This is a genomic window from Colwellia sp. BRX8-5, from assembly GCF_014077325.1.
GTDB lineage: Bacteria > Pseudomonadota > Gammaproteobacteria > Enterobacterales > Alteromonadaceae > Colwellia_A.
Genome location: NZ_JACGVR010000019.1, coordinates 63,457 through 82,249 on the forward strand (window position 1 = coordinate 63,457; position 18,793 = coordinate 82,249).

Annotated in this window: 13 protein-coding genes; 4 read left to right on the forward strand and 9 right to left on the reverse strand. The window is 37.9% G+C overall.

The window, feature by feature from the left end:
- Positions 1–333: 333 nt before the first annotated feature.
- A complete protein-coding gene (locus H4J62_RS13195) occupies positions 334–4,842 on the forward strand; it encodes a DUF6701 domain-containing protein (protein WP_182216739.1) in 4,509 nt (1,502 codons plus the stop codon).
- A gap of 250 nt (positions 4,843–5,092) precedes the next feature.
- Here H4J62_RS13195 and glpD read toward each other — a convergent pair whose 3' ends face one another.
- The 8 genes from glpD to ffh form a co-directional block, all read right to left on the reverse strand.
- Positions 5,093–6,613: a glycerol-3-phosphate dehydrogenase gene (gene glpD / locus H4J62_RS13200; protein ID WP_182216738.1), complete on the reverse strand. Its 1,521-nt coding sequence runs from the start codon at positions 6,611–6,613 to the stop codon at positions 5,093–5,095.
- Between the two features lie 275 nt (positions 6,614–6,888).
- A complete protein-coding gene (locus H4J62_RS13205) occupies positions 6,889–7,647 on the reverse strand; it encodes a DeoR/GlpR family transcriptional regulator (RefSeq protein WP_182216736.1) in 759 nt (252 codons plus the stop codon).
- Between the two features lie 895 nt (positions 7,648–8,542).
- Positions 8,543–9,208 (reverse strand): PEP-CTERM sorting domain-containing protein, encoded by a 666-nt coding sequence (locus H4J62_RS13210; protein ID WP_182216734.1) that lies wholly within the window; start codon positions 9,206–9,208, stop codon positions 8,543–8,545.
- Positions 9,209–9,786: 578 nt separating this feature from the next.
- Positions 9,787–10,140, reverse strand: coding sequence for a 50S ribosomal protein L19 (rplS, locus tag H4J62_RS13215; RefSeq protein ID WP_070375882.1), 354 nt, complete (start codon positions 10,138–10,140; stop codon positions 9,787–9,789).
- Positions 10,141–10,177: 37 nt separating this feature from the next.
- A complete protein-coding gene (trmD, locus tag H4J62_RS13220) occupies positions 10,178–10,999 on the reverse strand; it encodes a tRNA (guanosine(37)-N1)-methyltransferase TrmD (protein WP_259364884.1) in 822 nt (273 codons plus the stop codon).
- Between the two features lies 1 nt (position 11,000).
- The gene (gene rimM / locus H4J62_RS13225) at positions 11,001–11,531 is read right to left on the reverse strand and encodes a ribosome maturation factor RimM (RefSeq protein WP_070375881.1); all 531 of its coding nucleotides are present in this window, start codon (positions 11,529–11,531) and stop codon (positions 11,001–11,003) included.
- A gap of 26 nt (positions 11,532–11,557) precedes the next feature.
- The gene (rpsP, locus tag H4J62_RS13230) at positions 11,558–11,806 is read right to left on the reverse strand and encodes a 30S ribosomal protein S16 (RefSeq protein ID WP_070375880.1); all 249 of its coding nucleotides are present in this window, start codon (positions 11,804–11,806) and stop codon (positions 11,558–11,560) included.
- Between the two features lie 208 nt (positions 11,807–12,014).
- Positions 12,015–13,415, reverse strand: coding sequence for a signal recognition particle protein (gene ffh, locus H4J62_RS13235; protein ID WP_182216733.1), 1,401 nt, complete (start codon positions 13,413–13,415; stop codon positions 12,015–12,017).
- 257 nt (positions 13,416–13,672) lie between these two features.
- Here ffh and H4J62_RS13240 point away from each other — a divergent pair, with 257 nt between their 5' ends.
- The 3 genes from H4J62_RS13240 to H4J62_RS13250 all read left to right on the forward strand — a co-directional run bounded on the left by H4J62_RS13240 (position 13,673) and on the right by H4J62_RS13250 (position 17,030).
- The gene (locus H4J62_RS13240) at positions 13,673–14,779 is read left to right on the forward strand and encodes an SO_0444 family Cu/Zn efflux transporter (protein ID WP_182216731.1); all 1,107 of its coding nucleotides are present in this window, start codon (positions 13,673–13,675) and stop codon (positions 14,777–14,779) included.
- A gap of 89 nt (positions 14,780–14,868) precedes the next feature.
- On the forward strand, positions 14,869–15,669 hold the full coding sequence (locus H4J62_RS13245) for a cytochrome c biogenesis protein CcsA (protein ID WP_182216730.1): 801 nt from the start codon (positions 14,869–14,871) through the stop codon (positions 15,667–15,669).
- Positions 15,670–15,746: 77 nt separating this feature from the next.
- A complete protein-coding gene (locus H4J62_RS13250) occupies positions 15,747–17,030 on the forward strand; it encodes an HlyC/CorC family transporter (RefSeq protein WP_182216728.1) in 1,284 nt (427 codons plus the stop codon).
- Positions 17,031–17,527: 497 nt separating this feature from the next.
- On the opposite strand, the gene H4J62_RS13255 is transcribed toward H4J62_RS13250, so the two are convergent.
- Positions 17,528–18,148 (reverse strand): hypothetical protein, encoded by a 621-nt coding sequence (locus tag H4J62_RS13255; protein ID WP_182173615.1) that lies wholly within the window; start codon positions 18,146–18,148, stop codon positions 17,528–17,530.
- Between the last annotated feature and the right edge of the window lie 645 nt (positions 18,149–18,793).

Here is an 18,793-nt window from a genome sequence, read left to right on the forward strand (position 1 = left end):
ACGTCAAACCATTGAATAAATTATCATAAATCGGGCAAAGTCATTGGCACTAACAAGGCTGTATTGACTTTTCTCAGGGTAAAAAGAAGTGGCAGCGTTAATCATAATACCTTAATAGGTCTTATTATCGGGTTATCAACATCTAGCCCTCTTAATTAACGTTTCCCACATCTGCTACCCGTTCGTCGAATATTAATATCTACCCATTAAGACAATTGTAATTATTAGATCAACATTCTACCTGAGGCTAATATTTATCAATAAATGGCAGTATAAGGTCTTTTTTTTGGCCAATACCCTTTAGATAACAATAAATAATAAGAAACGGACTTTATGAAATATACATCGCAATACTTTTTATTCCTGATATTTTTTGTTTGCTCTAACGCAAAAGCAGATCTACCGCCAAAACTAGATCCCCCTTTAGATAGCTTAACAGTCTATTCTGGTGCGGCAGTAGTCATGGGGATAAATTCAATAATTAATGGCAATGTACAGGCCATGGCCGCTGGAAATATTGGCGCGAATACAACCATTGGTGGCAACCTTCACACAGCAGCATCGGTAACGCTCAGTGCATCTGCAAAAATTAACGGTGATCTTACAGCAGGAGCCGCAATAAGTGTTGGTAAGAAATCAGTCATTATCGGCAACCTTACTTCTGGTTCTTTAGGATCTACGGACATCGGTGAAGACGCAATCATTGGTGGTAATGCTCAGGCTGGTACTGCCTTAACACTCGGTGAAAACACTACAATCGGTGGTAATGTTCAAGCAGGAATAGGCGCTTTAACTTTAGGCATAAACGCAAAAGTGATAGGCGATGCAACAGCAGGAACCACTATTACACTTGGAACAGGAGCAACGGTCGGCGGCACAACTACGCAGAGAAGCCCGACACTTCTTATCAATGCCCCTATCGAAGATCAACGAATTCAACTTGAAAAAATAAAAGCTAATTTAGCTGCCATACAAGCACCTTCAACAAATGAACTCCCTACGGCAATGACCCTAGATACTAAACTAGATGCCGGTATTTACCATGCAACAGCACTTTCAATCACTGCGGGTATAACAATCACTTTTGATGGCAAAGGTCAGAAAGGACATTGGCTTATCAATAGTGACTCTTTTTTTGATTTTGCTGCCAATACAACAATGGTGTTACTTAATGTAACGGCTGACAGCACCATCACTTGGAATGCAGCAAGTTATACTGCGACTGGCGAAAACGCGAGTATCATTGGTACCTTTTTTGCGAGTTCTTATATTTTGACTGGACAAAACACTATGTTAGAGGGGATTGGTGATGCTTGTGGTGGCTTATTTACTACCACTGGTGCAGTTACATTAGGCGCCAGCAACATCATTGGCGCACTTAATTGCAAGTTAACTCCCACCCCGCTTCTAGAATACCGATTTGAGGAAGCTAGTTGGAATATGAGTCCAAGTGAGATACTCGACAATACCGGCAATGGTTATCATGCCCAGGTTAATAATAATTCTATACCGCAAACCATTACGCCTGCTTTAACCGGTGATCCTGGTACCTGCGGATATGCTAGTCAAAATGATGGTGCTATTCAGGTAACGGGGTTGCCATTAGATACCAGCACCATCGGGGTAAAAACCACCGTTACCTTTTGGATGAATTGGGATGGAACAACTAATACCATGCCCATTGGTTGGAGGATCCACGACATTTGGATAATCGATGGTTCGATAGGATTTAATACCGGCAATAATGATATATATGGTGTTGCTAGTGCCGGATTAGCCAAAAGTTGGCATCATATCGCTGTCGAGTTCACTAACGGCAGTGTAACGAGTAATCGCATACATATTGACGGTGTCGAACAGGAGCTAACACAGCGAAGGAACTCGCCCAATAATAACCGAGCCTTTATCGATAGTGAATTACGCATCGGTGGTTGGTCTATTAATGCAAGTTATGACTTTCATGGATTAATGGATGAGGTGCGCGTATACCAAAGCGCATTAACTACAGAACAAGTAGCCACTATTATGGCCGAACGACATCCTTGCAGGACAATAACACCTGCGGCCGAATATCATTTTGACGAGCAAATATGGTCAGGGAATGCAGGTGAAGTTGTTGATGAAATTGGTAATTTTAGCGCACAAGCAATTAATGGCGCATTAACTGCGTCAGTTACTGCCGCCATTACCGGTGATCCAGGCACTTGTCGTTATGGCAGTTTTGATGGCGTAGATGATTACGTAGTGTTACCCGATAGCTTTGAAAACTTAACAGACAGTTTCACAGTAACGGCTTGGATCAACCCAAGTAATGTTAATGCTGGTTCAAGAATATTTATCGATGATGAAAAAAACACCCGTGGTTTTGGCTTTAGTTTAGGCGATCCAGGCAATGGTAAATTAAGATTTTATGCACGAAGTGTAAATCCTGTAAGTGTTGATACAACAACATCTATTCCTGTAAATACCTGGACATTTGTTGCCGCGGTGCATAATAGTTTAACCAAAACCAGACAGATTTTTATTAATGGCGAGGCGCAAACAATTACCGGAGGCCTCACCAGTAATACCTACAGCGGAACTTGGGGAGAAGATACAGGCCCAACAACTATTGGTGGAGAAACAGATTTAGGCGAAGCAAGAAATCGATTTACCGGAGATATTGATGAAGTAAAAGTCTATCGAGAAGCTTTAACTACCAACGAAATTTCTACTATTTATAGAGAAACTCATGCTTGTAGTCCCGTTATTCATCATTATGAAATTGTACATGATGGCCAAGGATTAACCTGTGATACTGAATCTGTGACCATTAAAGCTTGTCTCAATGACAGCTGTTCAACTTTAAGTACCGAGTCTGTAACCCTTGATTTTATTGCTAACAGCACAGTCATTAGTTCACCAACCTTTAGCGGCAGTACTATCGTTAATGTTGATCATACGGTAGTTGAAACGCTGACTTTTTCGCTGGCTAATGCCACTATTGAGGCAGCTAACCCAGTAGTGTGTGACGATAACAGTAGCAATAGTTGTGATATGGCATTTACCGATGCCGGTTTTAGGTTTCTTTCAGGTACAGCTAATAACGCCATAATACCCAATCAAACAGCAGGCTCGGTATTTGCTGAAACGTTAAAGATTCAAGCGGTGAAAAATACTAATGGCGTCTGTAGTGGTTTATTTAACAATGATATTAAGGTTGGACTCTCTCAGGAAAATGTCGATCCCGGTGGCAGCAGTGGTCTGAGTTTTAGTGTCAATAACAAAGACATTGCCAAACACTCAAATGCTACTGATACGCTATTAAATTTTGGTGCCAACAGTATCGCGACAATACCGACACCGATATATAACGATGCAGGAAAAATTCGATTACATGCCAATTATGACATCGGCGGCATTACCCTATCAGGTAGCAGTAATTCATTTTGGGTGAGTCCAGCAAAGCTTATGGTTAGTGCAAAGTCTGGGAGCGTTAACTTAAATGGCGCTAGCGCAACCGCAACAACAACTTATCCCGCTGGGGAAAATTTCACCCTGACTGTTACTGCTTATAATGCTGCTTCTCCCGCTGTTATTACCCCTAATTACTTGCCGGGACAAATCGCACTAAAGCTTAATCGCATCGGCCCAACCTTAGCAGACAGTGTCAACGGTAATCTAGACTACAAGGCATTAAGTCACTTAGTCACCAAGACAAGTGCAGTCTTTCAAAATGTCACCCTGAACAATTTTTTATTGGGGAGCTCAATTTATAGTGCTGCTCAATATTCAGAGGTAGGTTTGCTTAATTTAGATGTTCAAGACAGTAACTATGGCAACGCTGGTGTTATTATACCTAGCGAAGCAATTAACATTGGGCGCTTTATTCCACATCACTTTAGCCAAACAGTGGCGGATGATGGTTATTTTATTGCGACCTGTAATACCGGAAAAGCCTTTGCCTATAGCGGCCAAAAAGATGAAGCAACCAATAGTATTGGGGCAATTTCATATTTAACCAATCCGGTATTGGCAATTACCGCTTATAATAAACAAGACAATATTACCCATAATTATTTTCAGGATAGTCAAGGTAGCGATAATGATTATATGAAACTCATTGCTGATAATATCAATATCACCACACCAATATTAGACCAATTAGCGAGAGGAATTAATGGTAACAGGCTATCGTTAACTGCCAATATAAATACCGGTACTTTAAGTCAAATCGACTTAACTCAATTACCTAGTGTCGTCGCATTACCCAAAGGTGTATTGCACTATCGATTGTCAGATGACGATCATTATTTCTACAACCGCTCTGCCAATGCACTTGTTCAGCCATTTACCTCCGATATTGTTATTGCTACAGCGTCTATTATAGATACAGACGCCATTAACGTAACCAAAACGGTTGATGCATTACCCACCGGCGTTGAAATTCGATACGGTCGCTTAGTGTTAGAAAATAGCTTTGGATCAGAAACCTCCGATATTAAGCAACCGATGAAAGTGCAGCATTTTGATGGCAGCGCCTTTATTACCAGCTTAAATAATAATTGTGCAGGTTATAATGATAATAATATTTCATTGACCGATATTAGCTTAGATCCCGCACTGACTAATGTCCAAGGCGGCTCAGGAGATTTCGTTGCCGGTAAAACACAAGACATCGAACTGGCCGCACCGGGCGCTAATAATCAGGGACAAATCGGTGTCTCATATGATGCTTATGAATGGTTGGAATACGATTGGAATAATGATGGCCTCTATAATAATAACCCTACCGCTGTTGCTACCTTTGGTATATTTCGAGGTAACGACCGGATTATCTCCTGGCAAGAAGTGTTTAATTAATGAAAATTGGATATTCTAAAATCATTAAGCAAAACAACATAAACGTAACACTTTAAAGTGTTACGTTTACTGAGTTGAACAGACAGAATATACCTAATAATAAAGCCGATAACGCCATTGAATTAGTTGCGATTATTTAAAGTTATTATTCCTTTATCAAAGATAATACAGTACAGAGCAAACTAAAGTCGTCAAAGCGAGCACTGTATTTACAAAGAACAGGCGAATATCACTCGGCTTTTATTTGTTATTATTCACTGGTAGATGTAACTTTTTTACTGGAATTAAATGTCACTAAAAAATGTGCTAATCCAGATTTTTCTTTGGCGGTTAAATGTAGGCTAAGTTTGCTTCTTCGCCAAATAATATCTTCAAGATCAACAGCCCATTCTTGTTGAATTAAGTACTCTACCTCGCGTTGGTAAAGACCGGCACCAAAATACTCACCCATGCCTTCTAGTGAGTTAATTCCAGCCAAGATTTTATGACTTAACGTACCGTAAGAGCGAACATAACGCTTAATTATTTGACAGGGTAACCAGCTATATTGGTGTTGCAAGCTGGTTTGTAAATTGTGTTGATTGTCAAAATCGCCCCCTGGTAAAGCAGTATCTGCTGTTATACATTCACCCGCATCGGGAAAATGATCAATAATTCCATTAACTGCAGCTTCAGATAATTTACGGTAAGTGGTAATTTTTCCACCAAATACTGATAACAAAGGCGCTTTTCCCTTAGGTGCATCTACTTCGAAAGTATAATCACGGGTTACCGCTGCAGGCGAATCTGATTCGTCATCGAGTAAGGGCCTAACGCCTGAATAAGTCGCGATGATATCTTTGTTTGATATTTGGTGTTTAAAATGGTCATTAACTACCGAGATTAAATAATCAGTTTCTTCTTTTGAAATACAAGCTGTCGCTGGATCGCCGACATGCTCTATATCCGTTGTTCCAATCAAAGAAAAGTCATCTTCATAAGGAATAACAAAGACAATACGTTTATCTTCATTCTGTAAAATATAAGCCTGCGACTCATTATGAATACGCGGCACTATAATGTGGCTGCCTTTAATTAAACGAATTTTTTTAGGTGATGGCTTTTTTAATGCTTCATCGAAAATACTTGTTACCCATGGACCGGCAGCATTTACTAACGCTTTAGTTTTAACAAGCTGTTTTTCCCCGGTGATATTATCATTGAGTGTTACTTCCCAAATATCACCAACTCTTTTTGCATCTGAGCAACGAGTACGCGTCATAATATTCGCGCCTTTATCTCTAGCGGCAATGGCATTGAGAACCACCATCCGAGCATCATCAACCCATGCATCAGAGTATTCAAATCCCTTAGTGATTGTATCTACAACGGGACTATTTTTATCAAATTTAATTCCCTTTGAGCCCTTTAATGTTGCTCGTTTAGCTAAGTTATCATACATAAACAAGCCAATTCTTATCATCCAAGAAGGGCGTAGATGACTACGATGAGGTAAACGAAAACGTAAAGGCCATATGATATGGGGCGCATTTTTTAATAAGATCTCACGTTCAGCAAGCCCTTCTCGAACTAAGCGAAACTCATAGTACTCGAGATAACGTAAACCGCCATGAATAAGTTTACTGCTATTTGATGAGGTTGAGGAGGCAAGATCATTCATTTCACAAAGTAAAACATTTAACCCTCTACCTGTTGCATCGGCAGCAATGCCTGTACCGTTGATCCCCCCACCAATAACGAGTAAATCATAAATAACGCTTTGATCTTTCATATTGTTCCTTAGTTGCGACCAGAGGAAATTACTTTAGCCCTCACTATTTTGTCGCTTGCCTTTACTTAACGTTGATATTATTTGCTGAACAATACAACCAATGTGAAAACAAAGCAATAAATTACGAACATAAACGAACATATCTTTATACTTTTTTGATAATTAAAGAATTGTTGATTATAAAAAATTTATTTAGCAAGTAGGCTTTAAACTAAACCTTAGGAGAAGGAGCTATATATTGCTAACAGTTAGTGCTAATAAATAATGATTATAAATTAAACTAAATGTAAAGTGACGTTATGATCTGAAAGGATTTTCTGTATTTCATCAGGAGGAGGAGCATCGGTAAAAAAGTGATCTGCTTGATTAATATTACCTAAGCGTACCATAGCGTTACGACCAAATTTTGAGTGATCGGCCGCTAAAATCACTTGCCGTGAATTGGCAATAATAGCTTGAGCTACTCTAACTTCTCGGTAATCAAAATCTAAAAGTGAACCTTCGATATCAATACCACTGATGCCAATAATACCAAAGTCCATACGGAAATTTTTAATGAAGTCTTCCGTTGTTTCACCTATGACGCCGCCATCTCTATGGCGAACTTCGCCACCAGCAATAACAACAGAGAAATCTTCCTTGGCACCAAGTATAGAAGCAACATTTAAGTTATTCGTCACAATTTGAAGGCTTTTATGATCCAATAAGGCACGCGCAATGGTTTCTGTGGTTGTACCGATATTGATAAAAAGAGATGCTCCATTGGGTATCATGCGCACTAACTCAGCAGCAATTTTTTCCTTGGCCTGAAGATCCATAATTTTTCGTGTTTGATAATCAGTATTGACAGTACTTGATTCAATGCCGGCACCACCATGATGACGTGAAATTTTTTGTACTTTAGCTAACTGATTAAGATCTCGGCGAACCGTTTGTGGTGTCACCTTAAAGTGTTCAACAAGTTCATCAATGCTGACAAAACCGCTTTTTTTAATCATCTCTAAAATTAACGCTTGTCGTTGCTGTTGTGTCATTAAACTTATACTTTATGAATTAGATGTCGCTATTTTGCCACCTGCATCGATATAAGCAAACAAATTAACTAATAATATTTTATATAATCGTTTAGTTGTTATGTACAAACCACAAAATGAACATAAGTGAACTTAAGTGAAAATTTAACAACGCATTGTAATTCTTCAGCACTGACGACAATTTAGAAGCACTATCTGAATAGAAATAACATTATTTATTATCCTTTGTTTAGATAACAAAAGTTGTTTTAGACAGCGTTGATGGCGCTCACAACACTGTAAAATCGTGTGCTAGCTTTGACAGTGTTAATAGTGAATATTGTCAAAATTAACCTGTGGTAAAGACATTACACTGCGGCAACCAGTACATCAGATAATGTGTTATTGGTATTCATGTACACGAACGGAATAAAAATCACTTACCCTTTTAAAAATTACCCATGCTTTAATACCAGCAGTTATAGAGAGGCTTCTACTATCTTTATTGTTACCATTAAAAAATTATAGGTATCGAAAGAGTCATAGCAGATATAGATTCTATCGCGTGACCTAGGGCTGTGTTATATAACTCTCTTGAGGGATTAGCAGATATGTAGCAAAGAGAAAGGCATTTCGATTCAAATTAGATAAAACAACTTATGATAATTTATATGACGACTGAAAATTTCCGTACAATCCATACAAAGTAAGTAAAAGCATTATCTAGATCAAAACCTATCAGTCAAATAAGTAATCATTTTTAACTAATGATTAGGCTAAAAAATGTCTGAATTTATAGTTTATAATAAAGCATTTATTCAACGAATAAATGCTTATTGATAATAAAAAAGCTGATGATATATATAGGATTATCAGCTTTTAAAATCGACGATAATTAATTATGATATAAACTATTTTAAGACTGTTTTTTAAATTTACGTGATGCAAAACCTGTCATTGCCAATAAAAAAATAGCAAATGTCGATGGCTCAGGAACCGTAGATGGCTCACGAACGTCAACTCTACGTACAAAAAATGCTCCTACAGTATCGTCAACGTTATTGGTTAGGAAACCTCCTCCCCAAATATCTATACCTAGATTAACGGCTGCAATACTTGATATTGCATTTAAACCGCCTAAGTTGCTTAAACCATCGTTGTCCGTATCAGCGAGTATCCCCTGTATTAAGGGTAATCCGCCAGGACCTCCGCCAAATTTTTCATGGAGATCTTGCATAGCTACTATGCTAGCCGTTGAATGTCCTAGTCCTAGCCCGAATCCTAGAGAACCGGTTCCGTCTACTCCCAGTGTGATACCAACATTTTTAAATAGCGAGATTAATTCTACGTCTGTAGCCAAATGAAACCCATCAGCCGCCCACTGATTAGAACCTTGGAGAGCATCTAAGTTCATACCATAAAAAATTGATACATCTAACCACTCAGTTTGACCAACAGTATCGACAGTCAGTAATCCATCTGCTGCTGCTGAGTAATCTTTACTTATTAATCCTGCATTCGCATATACACCTGCAACCATAGAGCACATTATTATTAATTGCTTTAAAAGTTTAAATTTCATTGGGTTTACCTCTTATAATAAATAATCGTAGAATAAATATTCGCAGAATGAATAACATAATTTTTATTATGCAAATAAACCACTCTACTCACTTATTAATGCAAAAAGCACACCAATAAAAATAACGACTAAATTCAACGATATAGAGTAAAATAAAATAATAACATTATTAAATTGCAAACTATTATGAGAAATGACTAACCAACCTTTATGACATCAGACTGCTAAACTAGATTGTAAACCGATCAAGGGCGACAAAACTTATGTTCGCTATTAGTACTTTCCAATTAAGTTAATAAATTACTATAGTAAGTAAAGTCAGTGAGCTTTAAATCTTCAGTCAAGTAATATGATCGTTAAACTAGGGTTTAACTCGTTATTCTACGGTGAGAGGGTCGAACTAAAACCGACGGGTAAATAGCTTGTCAGTCATCTTGAATGGAGAAGAATACAACCAGTAGAATCAGTAAGATAGATTACTGTATCAGAATATAGACTAAAACAAAAAAAGCCTGAATAACGAATTATTCAGGCTTTTTTTATGCGTATTGCTAAAGCAAAACGGGCTTAAAAAGAGATTATCTTTTTGCCAATTTTTCTTTAATACGTGCTTTACGGCCAGATAGCTCGCGCAAGTAGTAAAGTTTAGCTTGACGTACATCACCGCGACGTTTGACTTCAATAGAGTCAACAATAGGGCTATGTGTCTGGAATACACGTTCTACACCAACACCGTTCGAGATTTTACGAACAGTGAATGCAGAATTGATGCCACGGCTTTTTATTGCAATAACTACACCTTCAAATGCTTGAAGACGTGATTTATCACCTTCTGTAACTTTTACTTGTACAACAACAGTGTCGCCTGGTGCGAATGCTGGTAAATCTGTTTTCATCTGCTCTTTTTCGAGCATATCAATAATGTTACTCATAATACCTTCTTCCTAGGGTTCACAGGCATCAACAAAATCATTTATTATCTTCTTTAATAGAAGCTAACATTTTCTTTTGTTCTGCTGTCAGAGCTAGGTTAGTTAATAGTTCTGGTCTTCTGGTCCATGTTCTTTCTAGTGACTTAAACATACGCCATTGCTTTATGTGTTCGTGATTACCACTTAATAGCACTTTAGGTACCGACATAGCTTCTATTGAAGTGTCGAGTACTTCTGGCCTTGTATAATGAGGACAATCTAATAAACCCTCTGAGAAAGAATCTTGCTCAGCTGACTGATTATGTCCTAAAACACCGGGCACAAAACGTGCTATAGCATCGATCATGTTCATTGCGGGGAGTTCACCACCACTCAAAACATAATCACCGACAGACCATTCTTCGTCGATTTCCGACTCAATTAATCGTTCGTCTATGCCTTCATAACGCCCTGCTATAAATAGCAGCTTATTATGTTGTGCTAATTCGCGTACACCAGCTTGGTCGAGTTTACGTCCCTGCGGCGACAAATATATAACCTTGACTTGTTCTTTATCAGAACTACTATTATCACCTATCACAGAATCTGCAGCGAAATTCGCAGCAGCTTTTGCAGCTTTAATAGCATCACGTAGCGGTTGCACCATCATTAACATGCCCGGACCACCGCCATAAGGACGGTCATCAACGGTTCTATGTTTATCGTGCGTAAAGTCTCTTGGATTCCACTTATGAAATTCAATTAACCCGTTACGGATCGCTCGGCCTGTCACCCCATACTCTGTAATGGCGTCAAACATTTCAGGAAAAAGGCTTATCACCCCATACCATCGTTTGTTTGTTAAAACACTATTACTCAAGTTAGAAACCTGGGTCCCAGTCAACACAAATTTGTTTATTTTCAGCACTAATTGATTTTACAACTTGTTCAAAAAGATACGGAATTAAACGCTCTTTTTGACCAAAGCCGTCATTACGATTAGCTTTAACAACCAGTACATCGTTAGCGCCAGTTTCTAAAATTTCAGAAACATGACCAAGGTCGTAACCTTTGTCAGTAACAACAGACATGCCGATCAAATCGCGCCAGTAAAACTCCCCGTCGGGCAATTCTGCTAGTGCGCTTTCGTTGACAAATATTTCTGATCCGACAAGCTTTTGGGCTATATCACGATCATCAATACCAGCAACATGAACAACGAGTCCGTTATTATGTTTGCGCCAATCAGATATATCGACTGATTGTATTTTATTCCCTAATTTTAGAGACCAAGGAAAATAGTCTAATATAGCTTCGGTTTCATCAGTGAACGAATGAATTTTCAACCAACCTTTGATACCGTAAACTGCGCCTACTTTACCTAAGATGACTTCTTTATTTATTTCTTCCACAACAACTCCTAAACCTACTAAATTAATTAAGCTGCTACTTGAGCGTCTTTAACTAACTTAGCCACACGATCAGATAAACCAGCACCCTGACCAACCCAATGGTTGATACGGTCTAGGTCTAAGCGTAATTTCTCAGCTTGACCTTCTGCTGTTGGGTTAAAAAAGCCAACTTTCTCGATGAAACGACCATCGCGAGAGTTACGGCTATCTGCAACAACAACCTGATAGAATGGACGCTTTTTGGCGCCGCCACGAGCTAAACGAATGGTTACCATATCGCCCTCTATTATTTAAAGTGTTAAAACGAATTTTCCAGACATTTCCTGACACCCTAGGTGACAGAAAAGCTCGCGTATTTTACGCTTCCTAGGATAAATAGCAAGTATAAAGATCGCCCAGTGCTAATGATAAACCTGAAATGACTAAAGACTAAAAGCAAAAAAGGTAGCGAACGCTACCTTTTGAAATTAAATATTGTTTTTCTTAACGGCCGAACATCCCGCCACCTGGGCCACCGCCTGCACCGCCTGCACCGCCTGGAGGCATCATGCCCTTCATTGAGCGCATCATTTTCTGCATGCCACCTTTACCAGACATTTTTTTCATCATTTTTTGCATTTGCATAAATTGTTTTAATAAACGATTCACATCTTGAATTTGAGTACCTGAACCTGCAGCAATTCTACGTTTTCTAGAACCTTTAATAATATCAGGACGCTCACGTTCACCTTTAGTCATAGAGCTAATAATAGCTTCCATTCGTAAGGTTAATTTATCATCCATTTGATCTTTAATTTTATCTGACATATTGCCCATACCTGGCAATTTGTCCATCATGCTAGTCATGCCACCCATGTTTTTCATTTGCACAAGTTGCTCACGAAAATCTTCTAAATCAAAACTTTTACCACTTTTAAATTTTTTGGCTAATTGCTCAGCTTTCTTCTTATCAACCTTTTGTTCAACTTCTTCGATTAAAGAAAGTACATCGCCCATACCAAGAATACGTGAGGCAATACGGTCAGGATGGAAAGGTTCTAATGCTTCAATTTTTTCGCCAACACCCATAAATTTAATAGGCTTGCCGGTAATATGGCGAATAGAAAGCGCAGCACCGCCTCGAGCGTCACCGTCAGTTTTGGTCAGTATGATACCGGTTAACGGTAAAGCGTCACCAAAGGCTTTCGCTGTGTTTGCCGCATCTTGTCCCGTCATTGCATCAACGGTGAATAATGTTTCTATTGGATTAATAGCCGCGTGTAGGTCTTGTATCTCAGTCATCATGTCTTTATCGACATGTAAACGACCCGCAGTATCAACAATTAATACATCAAATAAAAACTTTTTAGCATGTTCAATAGCTGCATTAGCAATATCTATTGGTTTTTGCGAAATATCACTTGGGAAAAATTCAATATTAATTTCGTTTGCTAATGTTTCTAGCTGTTTAATAGCAGCCGGACGATAAACATCGACACTGACGACTAATACCTTTTTCTTTTCACGCTCTGTTAAGTATTTTGATAACTTTGCCACAGAGGTTGTTTTACCCGCCCCTTGTAAACCAGCCATTAATACAATAGCTGGCGGAGCCGCTTTTAAATTAAGGGTCTCGTTGACTTCACCCATAGCGTGTTCAAGTTCTTTTTGAACAATTTTTACGAAGACTTGTCCTGGAGTAAGACTTTTAGAGACATCTTGACCAACCGCGCTCTCTTTTACTTTAGCGATAAAATCACGAATAACCGGTAAGGCAACATCCGCTTCAAGAAGTGCCATACGCACTTCACGTAATGTTTCTTTAATGTTGTCTTCTGTTAATCGGCCACGGCCGCTGATATTTTTTAACGTTTTCGTTAAACGATCGGAAAGATTCTCAAACATGTATGACTCTATATTGTGCTGAATATAAAAATTATTGCATATTATACCCGCCAATAAAATAAGCGAAAGGATTAATAGCAAATCCTCTCAGTTTCTTCATCCTCATTAGCGTTAGATTTATCAATTAACTACAAGAGTAAAGAACAGCAGATCAGATAAATAAATCGTCGTTATTTGATAACGACTAATGCACCTTAATATAAGTATGGTAAGCTGTAGGTTGGTTTAACTTTTATATAATTAATATAGTGACTGTCTTGGAATATTTATCTGCATTACTGACAAACTTTTTAGCCCTAAGTGCTGAAGCAAGTCCTTGGTTATTATTAGGTTTACTCATCGCTGGTTTAATGAAGTCTTGGGTACCCACTAAAATTTTAAGTCAACATTTAGGCGAAGGGAAACTCGCTATTATTAAAGCCGCACTCATTGGCGCACCTTTACCTTTATGCTCATGTGGTGTTATCCCTGTTGCGACTGAATTACGTCGCAGTGGCGCTTCCGCTTCTGCAACCTCATCCTTCTTAGTTGCGACCCCAGAAACAGGCGTTGACTCTGTTTCTGTTTCATATGCTTTATTAGGGCCCGTGTTTGCTATTTATCGTCCAATAACTGCGATATTTTCTGCTATTATTACAGGCTTATTGGTTTCAACGATAAAAAAAGAAGATATTACTCTGCCAAAATCAGCAACTGAAGATGCACCTAGTTGTTGTCCAAGTAAGAAAAAAGTAGTTACTGAACCTGTACTTGCGACAGAAAATGTAAAATCTTCATGTTGTGCCAGTGAAAAAACATCTGAACCACCAACAAAATCAGCAAGTTTTATCAGTAAAACCACCTCAGGTATTCATTACGCGGCAACGCAATTGATAGACGATATCATTATTTGGTTATTAGTCGGCTTGGTTTTTGCCACGTTAATAAAAACATTTTTACCCGCATCTTTTTTACTTAGCTACGGTAGTGGTTTAGGCGCAATGTTAGTGATGATCGTTATATCAATCCCTATGTATATTTGTGCCACTGCATCGACCCCTGTCGCCGCTGGCTTTATTTTAGCCGGTATATCTCCTGGCACGGCGTTGGTCTTTATGATGGCTGGCCCTGCAACCAATATCTCAACATTGGGCGTCATTAAAAATGAAATGGGCAGCAGTGTTTTAATCCGGTATTTATTAGGTATTTCGTCGTGTGCAATTGGCTTTGGCTTACTACTTGATTGGGGCTTGGCGTTTTTTGATATTAATATTACGCAGCAAATGCAACATAGCCATGAGTTACTACCCTTTTGGTTTGGGTTAACTTGCGCAGGGCTAATTGCCTTTTTATCGATAAAGCCTTTAAGAAAATTAGTTTTATAGTTTTAATATAGGGTGTATTACCCGCATTCTGATAGAATCGTTTGCAGGTATAATTACCTAACTTTTAAGTTCTTGTGTGGGAGCACGTTGTGAGTTTTTCGGATATTTGTTCTTTAATTGCATTTTTTGCTTATGCTGTAGCAACTTCTGCAATGTTATTACGTTTATTTCACCCTAAAGGGCCTAATTTAGTTTTTGTATTATTTTTTGGCTGTTTAGCTATGGTGCTTCACACGTTAAGTAATGCACAGTTTTTAGTTGCTCAAGCAGATATTAACTTTGCATTGCCTAACGTTATTTCTTTAGTCAGTTTAATTATTTGTTTATCAGTCTCTGCATTTGCCTTACGCTTTAAAGTGAATCTACTGTTGCCGGTTATTTATGGTTTTGCGGGGATTTGGCAATTTTTGATGGTCTTCATACCGAGTGTAGAACAAGCCCCGTTAATTAATCATCAATTAAGTGTAATAAGCCATGTGACGCTTGCACTGCTATCTTATTGTACGCTGGTCATTGCAACACTTTATGCGTTTCAAGTGGCTTATATCCATTTAAAATTAAAAACAAAAAATTTAGCGGCGGTCAGTCATTTACCGCCATTGATGCAAGTTGAAGGTCAGCTTTTTATTATATTAAGTATTGGCACGAGTTTTTTATTACTCAGCCAAGTGATTGGCTTCTTATTTTTAGATGGGATGATCTCACACGAAAACTTACATAAAACAATCTTGTCTGTATTAGCCCTACTGGTCTATTCAACGATACTCTGGGGTCATTACAATAGGGGTTGGCGAGGACATCGAGTATTAATATTAATGGTTACCGGTAGTGCTTTATTAACATTGGCATATTTCGGTAGTCGATTTGTTAAAGAATTTATTTTACTGTAAATTATCAAAATAATGGTCATTAAATAAGTATATAACGTACTTAATGACTATCTATAACACAACATAGGGTTCCTTTTTTGGACAACATATCAACGGAAATGCTCTTTGCCATTCTTGGCATTCTAATTATTCTATCAGCCTATTTTTCAGGATCTGAAACTGGCATTATGTCGCTTAACCGCTATCGACTTCGCCATTTAGAAAAACAAAATCATCAAGGTGCTAAACGCGTCAGTAAATTATTAGAGCGTCCAGACCGTTTAATTGGTTTAATACTTATTGGCAATAATCTTGTTAATATAGCGGCCTCTGCGATTGCCACTATTATCGGCTTACGTTTATTTGGTGACATGGGTGTGTTGGTTGCAACCATTGCATTAACACTTGTTGTGCTTATATTTTCTGAAGTAACCCCAAAAACATTAGCGGCGTTATACCCTGAAAAAATCGCTTTTCCAAGCTCAGTTGTCTTATCTGTTTTATTGAAGCTGTTGTTCCCTTTCGTTGTTGCTGTAAATTGGATCACTAACGGTTTATTGCTATTAATCGGTGTTAGTTCTGAACAACGTGTTCATCACAGTTTAAGCTCAGAAGAACTTAGAACCGTTGTTAATGACTCTGGGGCTATGTTACCCGAGCGCGATCAAAATATGTTGGTGGGTATTCTTGATTTAGAGAAAGTGACCGTTGAAGATATTATGATCCCACGTAATGAGTTAGTGGGCATTGATATTAATGATGACTGGAAAAAGATTCAAAAACAACTGGCACAATCAAACCATACCCGTGTGTTATTGTATCGAGACAATATGGATGATGTTGTTGGTTATATTCATCTACGTGATGCCTTGAAACTCTTATTCAAAAATCAATTTACTAAAACCACCTTAATCAGAGCAATAAAAGAATTATATTTCATTCCCGAAGGCACCACCCTGAATGTGCAACTATTAAAGTTTCAGCATGCCAAAGAACGATTAGGCTTAGTCGTCGATGAATATGGTGACATTCAAGGCTTAGTAACCCTAGAAGATATTTTGGAAGAAGTCGTTGGTGACTTTACAACAACGATGACGCCGACGACAAGTGAAGAGGTTAATGCACAACCTGATGGCAGTTATTTAGTCGATGGTAGTGCTACGGTGAGGGATATTAATAAAGAAATGACATGGAATTTCCCTACCGATGGCCCTAAAACATTAAACGGCTTAATTATCGAATATTTAGAAGATATACCAGAAGCTAATTTAAGTGTACGTATAGCAGGTTACCCTTTAGAAATTGTTGATGTCTCAGATAATATGATCAAAACAGTTAGGATCCTTCCTGAACTTTATCTCGATAATGATAAAGAAAAGTAGCAAGTTTGGTTACACCACAGATATAACACAAGGCCTTAAATCATCATTTTAAGGCCTTTTTTTATGAAATCCTTATCATAGTAACAATTACTTTTAGATGCTCTTATTTCTTCTTTTGTGGATAATAGCAGCAAGCCACAAAGTTATTCACAGAGTTATTCACACCACTTGATCTAATAATGATTTTTCCACAATTTCTGTGGATAACAAAACGCAGCCCAATAAGAGCCAGCCCTCAAATAATGCAATGCCTTTCTTTAATATTTATGAAGTTTTTTTTACAATAATTTTTATGATAAGAAACGAAAGCCTTTGCGAGCATTTTTACTGCAAAGAGATTATATAAGCACTATTTATGCTACATGTTATCACTACTTATGTTATGTAACTCGGCGAACAATCATTGGCTTTAATTTAGCCTTAAAACTAAAAAGCATGACCTTTTTATAAAAGACCATGCTCACAAAGCTAATTACAGTTATATCGACAAATAAACTTTATGCAAAAAATAATCGCCATAGCCAACCATGATTTAAATCTGCTTCACAGCTTTTTAATTGGCTACTGTAGCGCCGTGCTCGGTTATCGACTTTGCGGGCGACTTTTGCCAGCCAAGGCTTCTGTTTATAAGAGCGACGTTTAAAGCCCCCCCAACCTTCGTGATAATTTAAATATTGGTTGTAAGCATCCCATTTAGAGACCTTATTAATTTTCTGTGTTTTAAATATAAACCAACCCATAAAATCGATAGCGTCGTCAAAGTCATCACGGTCGGCGCCAGAATTGTCTGTTTCTTTAATATAATCATCCCAAGTCATCGTTTTTGCTTGAGAGTAACCGTAAGCAGTACTTACCCGACCCCAAGGGATAAAACCCAGTAAATAGTCTCTAGGAGGCAACGCATCGGCTCTAAATGAACTTTCTTGGAACATCATACTCATGGGCACATGGATAGGCACTCCCCAACGCTCACGCACTTCTTTGGCAGCAAAATACCAATCACGGTGTTCACGAAAAATTTCACAGATATTTTCAGGATTTTTTGGCGGTGATGTAGCACAACTTGAGAGGAGTATGATGCTGAACAATGAAATAAGAAAAGGTTTAATAAACGACATAACATCAGTACGTTATTGGATTGGATATTGTTATCATGCCAGAAAGACGACCTTATACCAACTAGATAATAGTGAGAGTAGTAGTGTAAAAAATATTTTTCATTTTAAATGAAACATTATTGAACTAAAACTAGAACTGCCACTCTTACTTAACAGTGTTTATGTTTCTCCCTTAGTAGTTATGTTTTTATTGCGCATTCTTTTTTAAGTAATGCGTTTTTTTTTGCCTAAATTCCAGTAAACGTGTATCAGCATTTTATCAAAAAAAGCGATTTAATCACCAACGACTCTGCCAATAAAACAATGAAAAAAAATAGCTAAATAAATGGAACTAAAACCACAACTAACACTCTTACTTTATAAGTGTTTATGTTTCCCTTAGTAGTTATGTTTTTATTGCGCATTCTTTTTTAAGTAATGCGTTTTTTTTTGCCTAAATTCTAATAAACGTTTATCAGCATTTTGTCAGTAACAACCGATTTAATCACCAACGACTCTGCCAATAAAACAATGAAAAAAAATAGCTAAATAAATGGAACTAAAAACACAACTAACACTCTTACTTTATAAGTGTTTATGTTTCCCTTAGTAGTTATGTTTTTATTGCGCATTCTTTTTTAAGTAATGCGTTTTTTTTTGCCTAAA

What these genes read in the sequence shown, in the direction of transcription:
- H4J62_RS13195 (WP_182216739.1), top strand. Translation starts at nt 334, where the DNA reads ATGAAATATACATCGCAATACTTTTTATTCCTGATATTTTTTGTTTGC.
- glpD (WP_182216738.1), bottom strand. Translation starts at nt 6,613, where the DNA reads ATGAAAGATCAAAGCGTTATTTATGATTTACTCGTTATTGGTGGGGGG.
- H4J62_RS13205 (WP_182216736.1), bottom strand. Translation starts at nt 7,647, where the DNA reads ATGACACAACAGCAACGACAAGCGTTAATTTTAGAGATGATTAAAAAA.
- H4J62_RS13210 (WP_182216734.1), bottom strand. Translation starts at nt 9,208, where the DNA reads ATGAAATTTAAACTTTTAAAGCAATTAATAATAATGTGCTCTATGGTT.
- rplS (WP_070375882.1), bottom strand. Translation starts at nt 10,140, where the DNA reads ATGAGTAACATTATTGATATGCTCGAAAAAGAGCAGATGAAAACAGAT.
- rpsP (WP_070375880.1), bottom strand. Translation starts at nt 11,806, where the DNA reads ATGGTAACCATTCGTTTAGCTCGTGGCGGCGCCAAAAAGCGTCCATTC.
- ffh (WP_182216733.1), bottom strand. Translation starts at nt 13,415, where the DNA reads ATGTTTGAGAATCTTTCCGATCGTTTAACGAAAACGTTAAAAAATATC.
- H4J62_RS13255 (WP_182173615.1), bottom strand. Translation starts at nt 18,148, where the DNA reads ATGTCGTTTATTAAACCTTTTCTTATTTCATTGTTCAGCATCATACTC.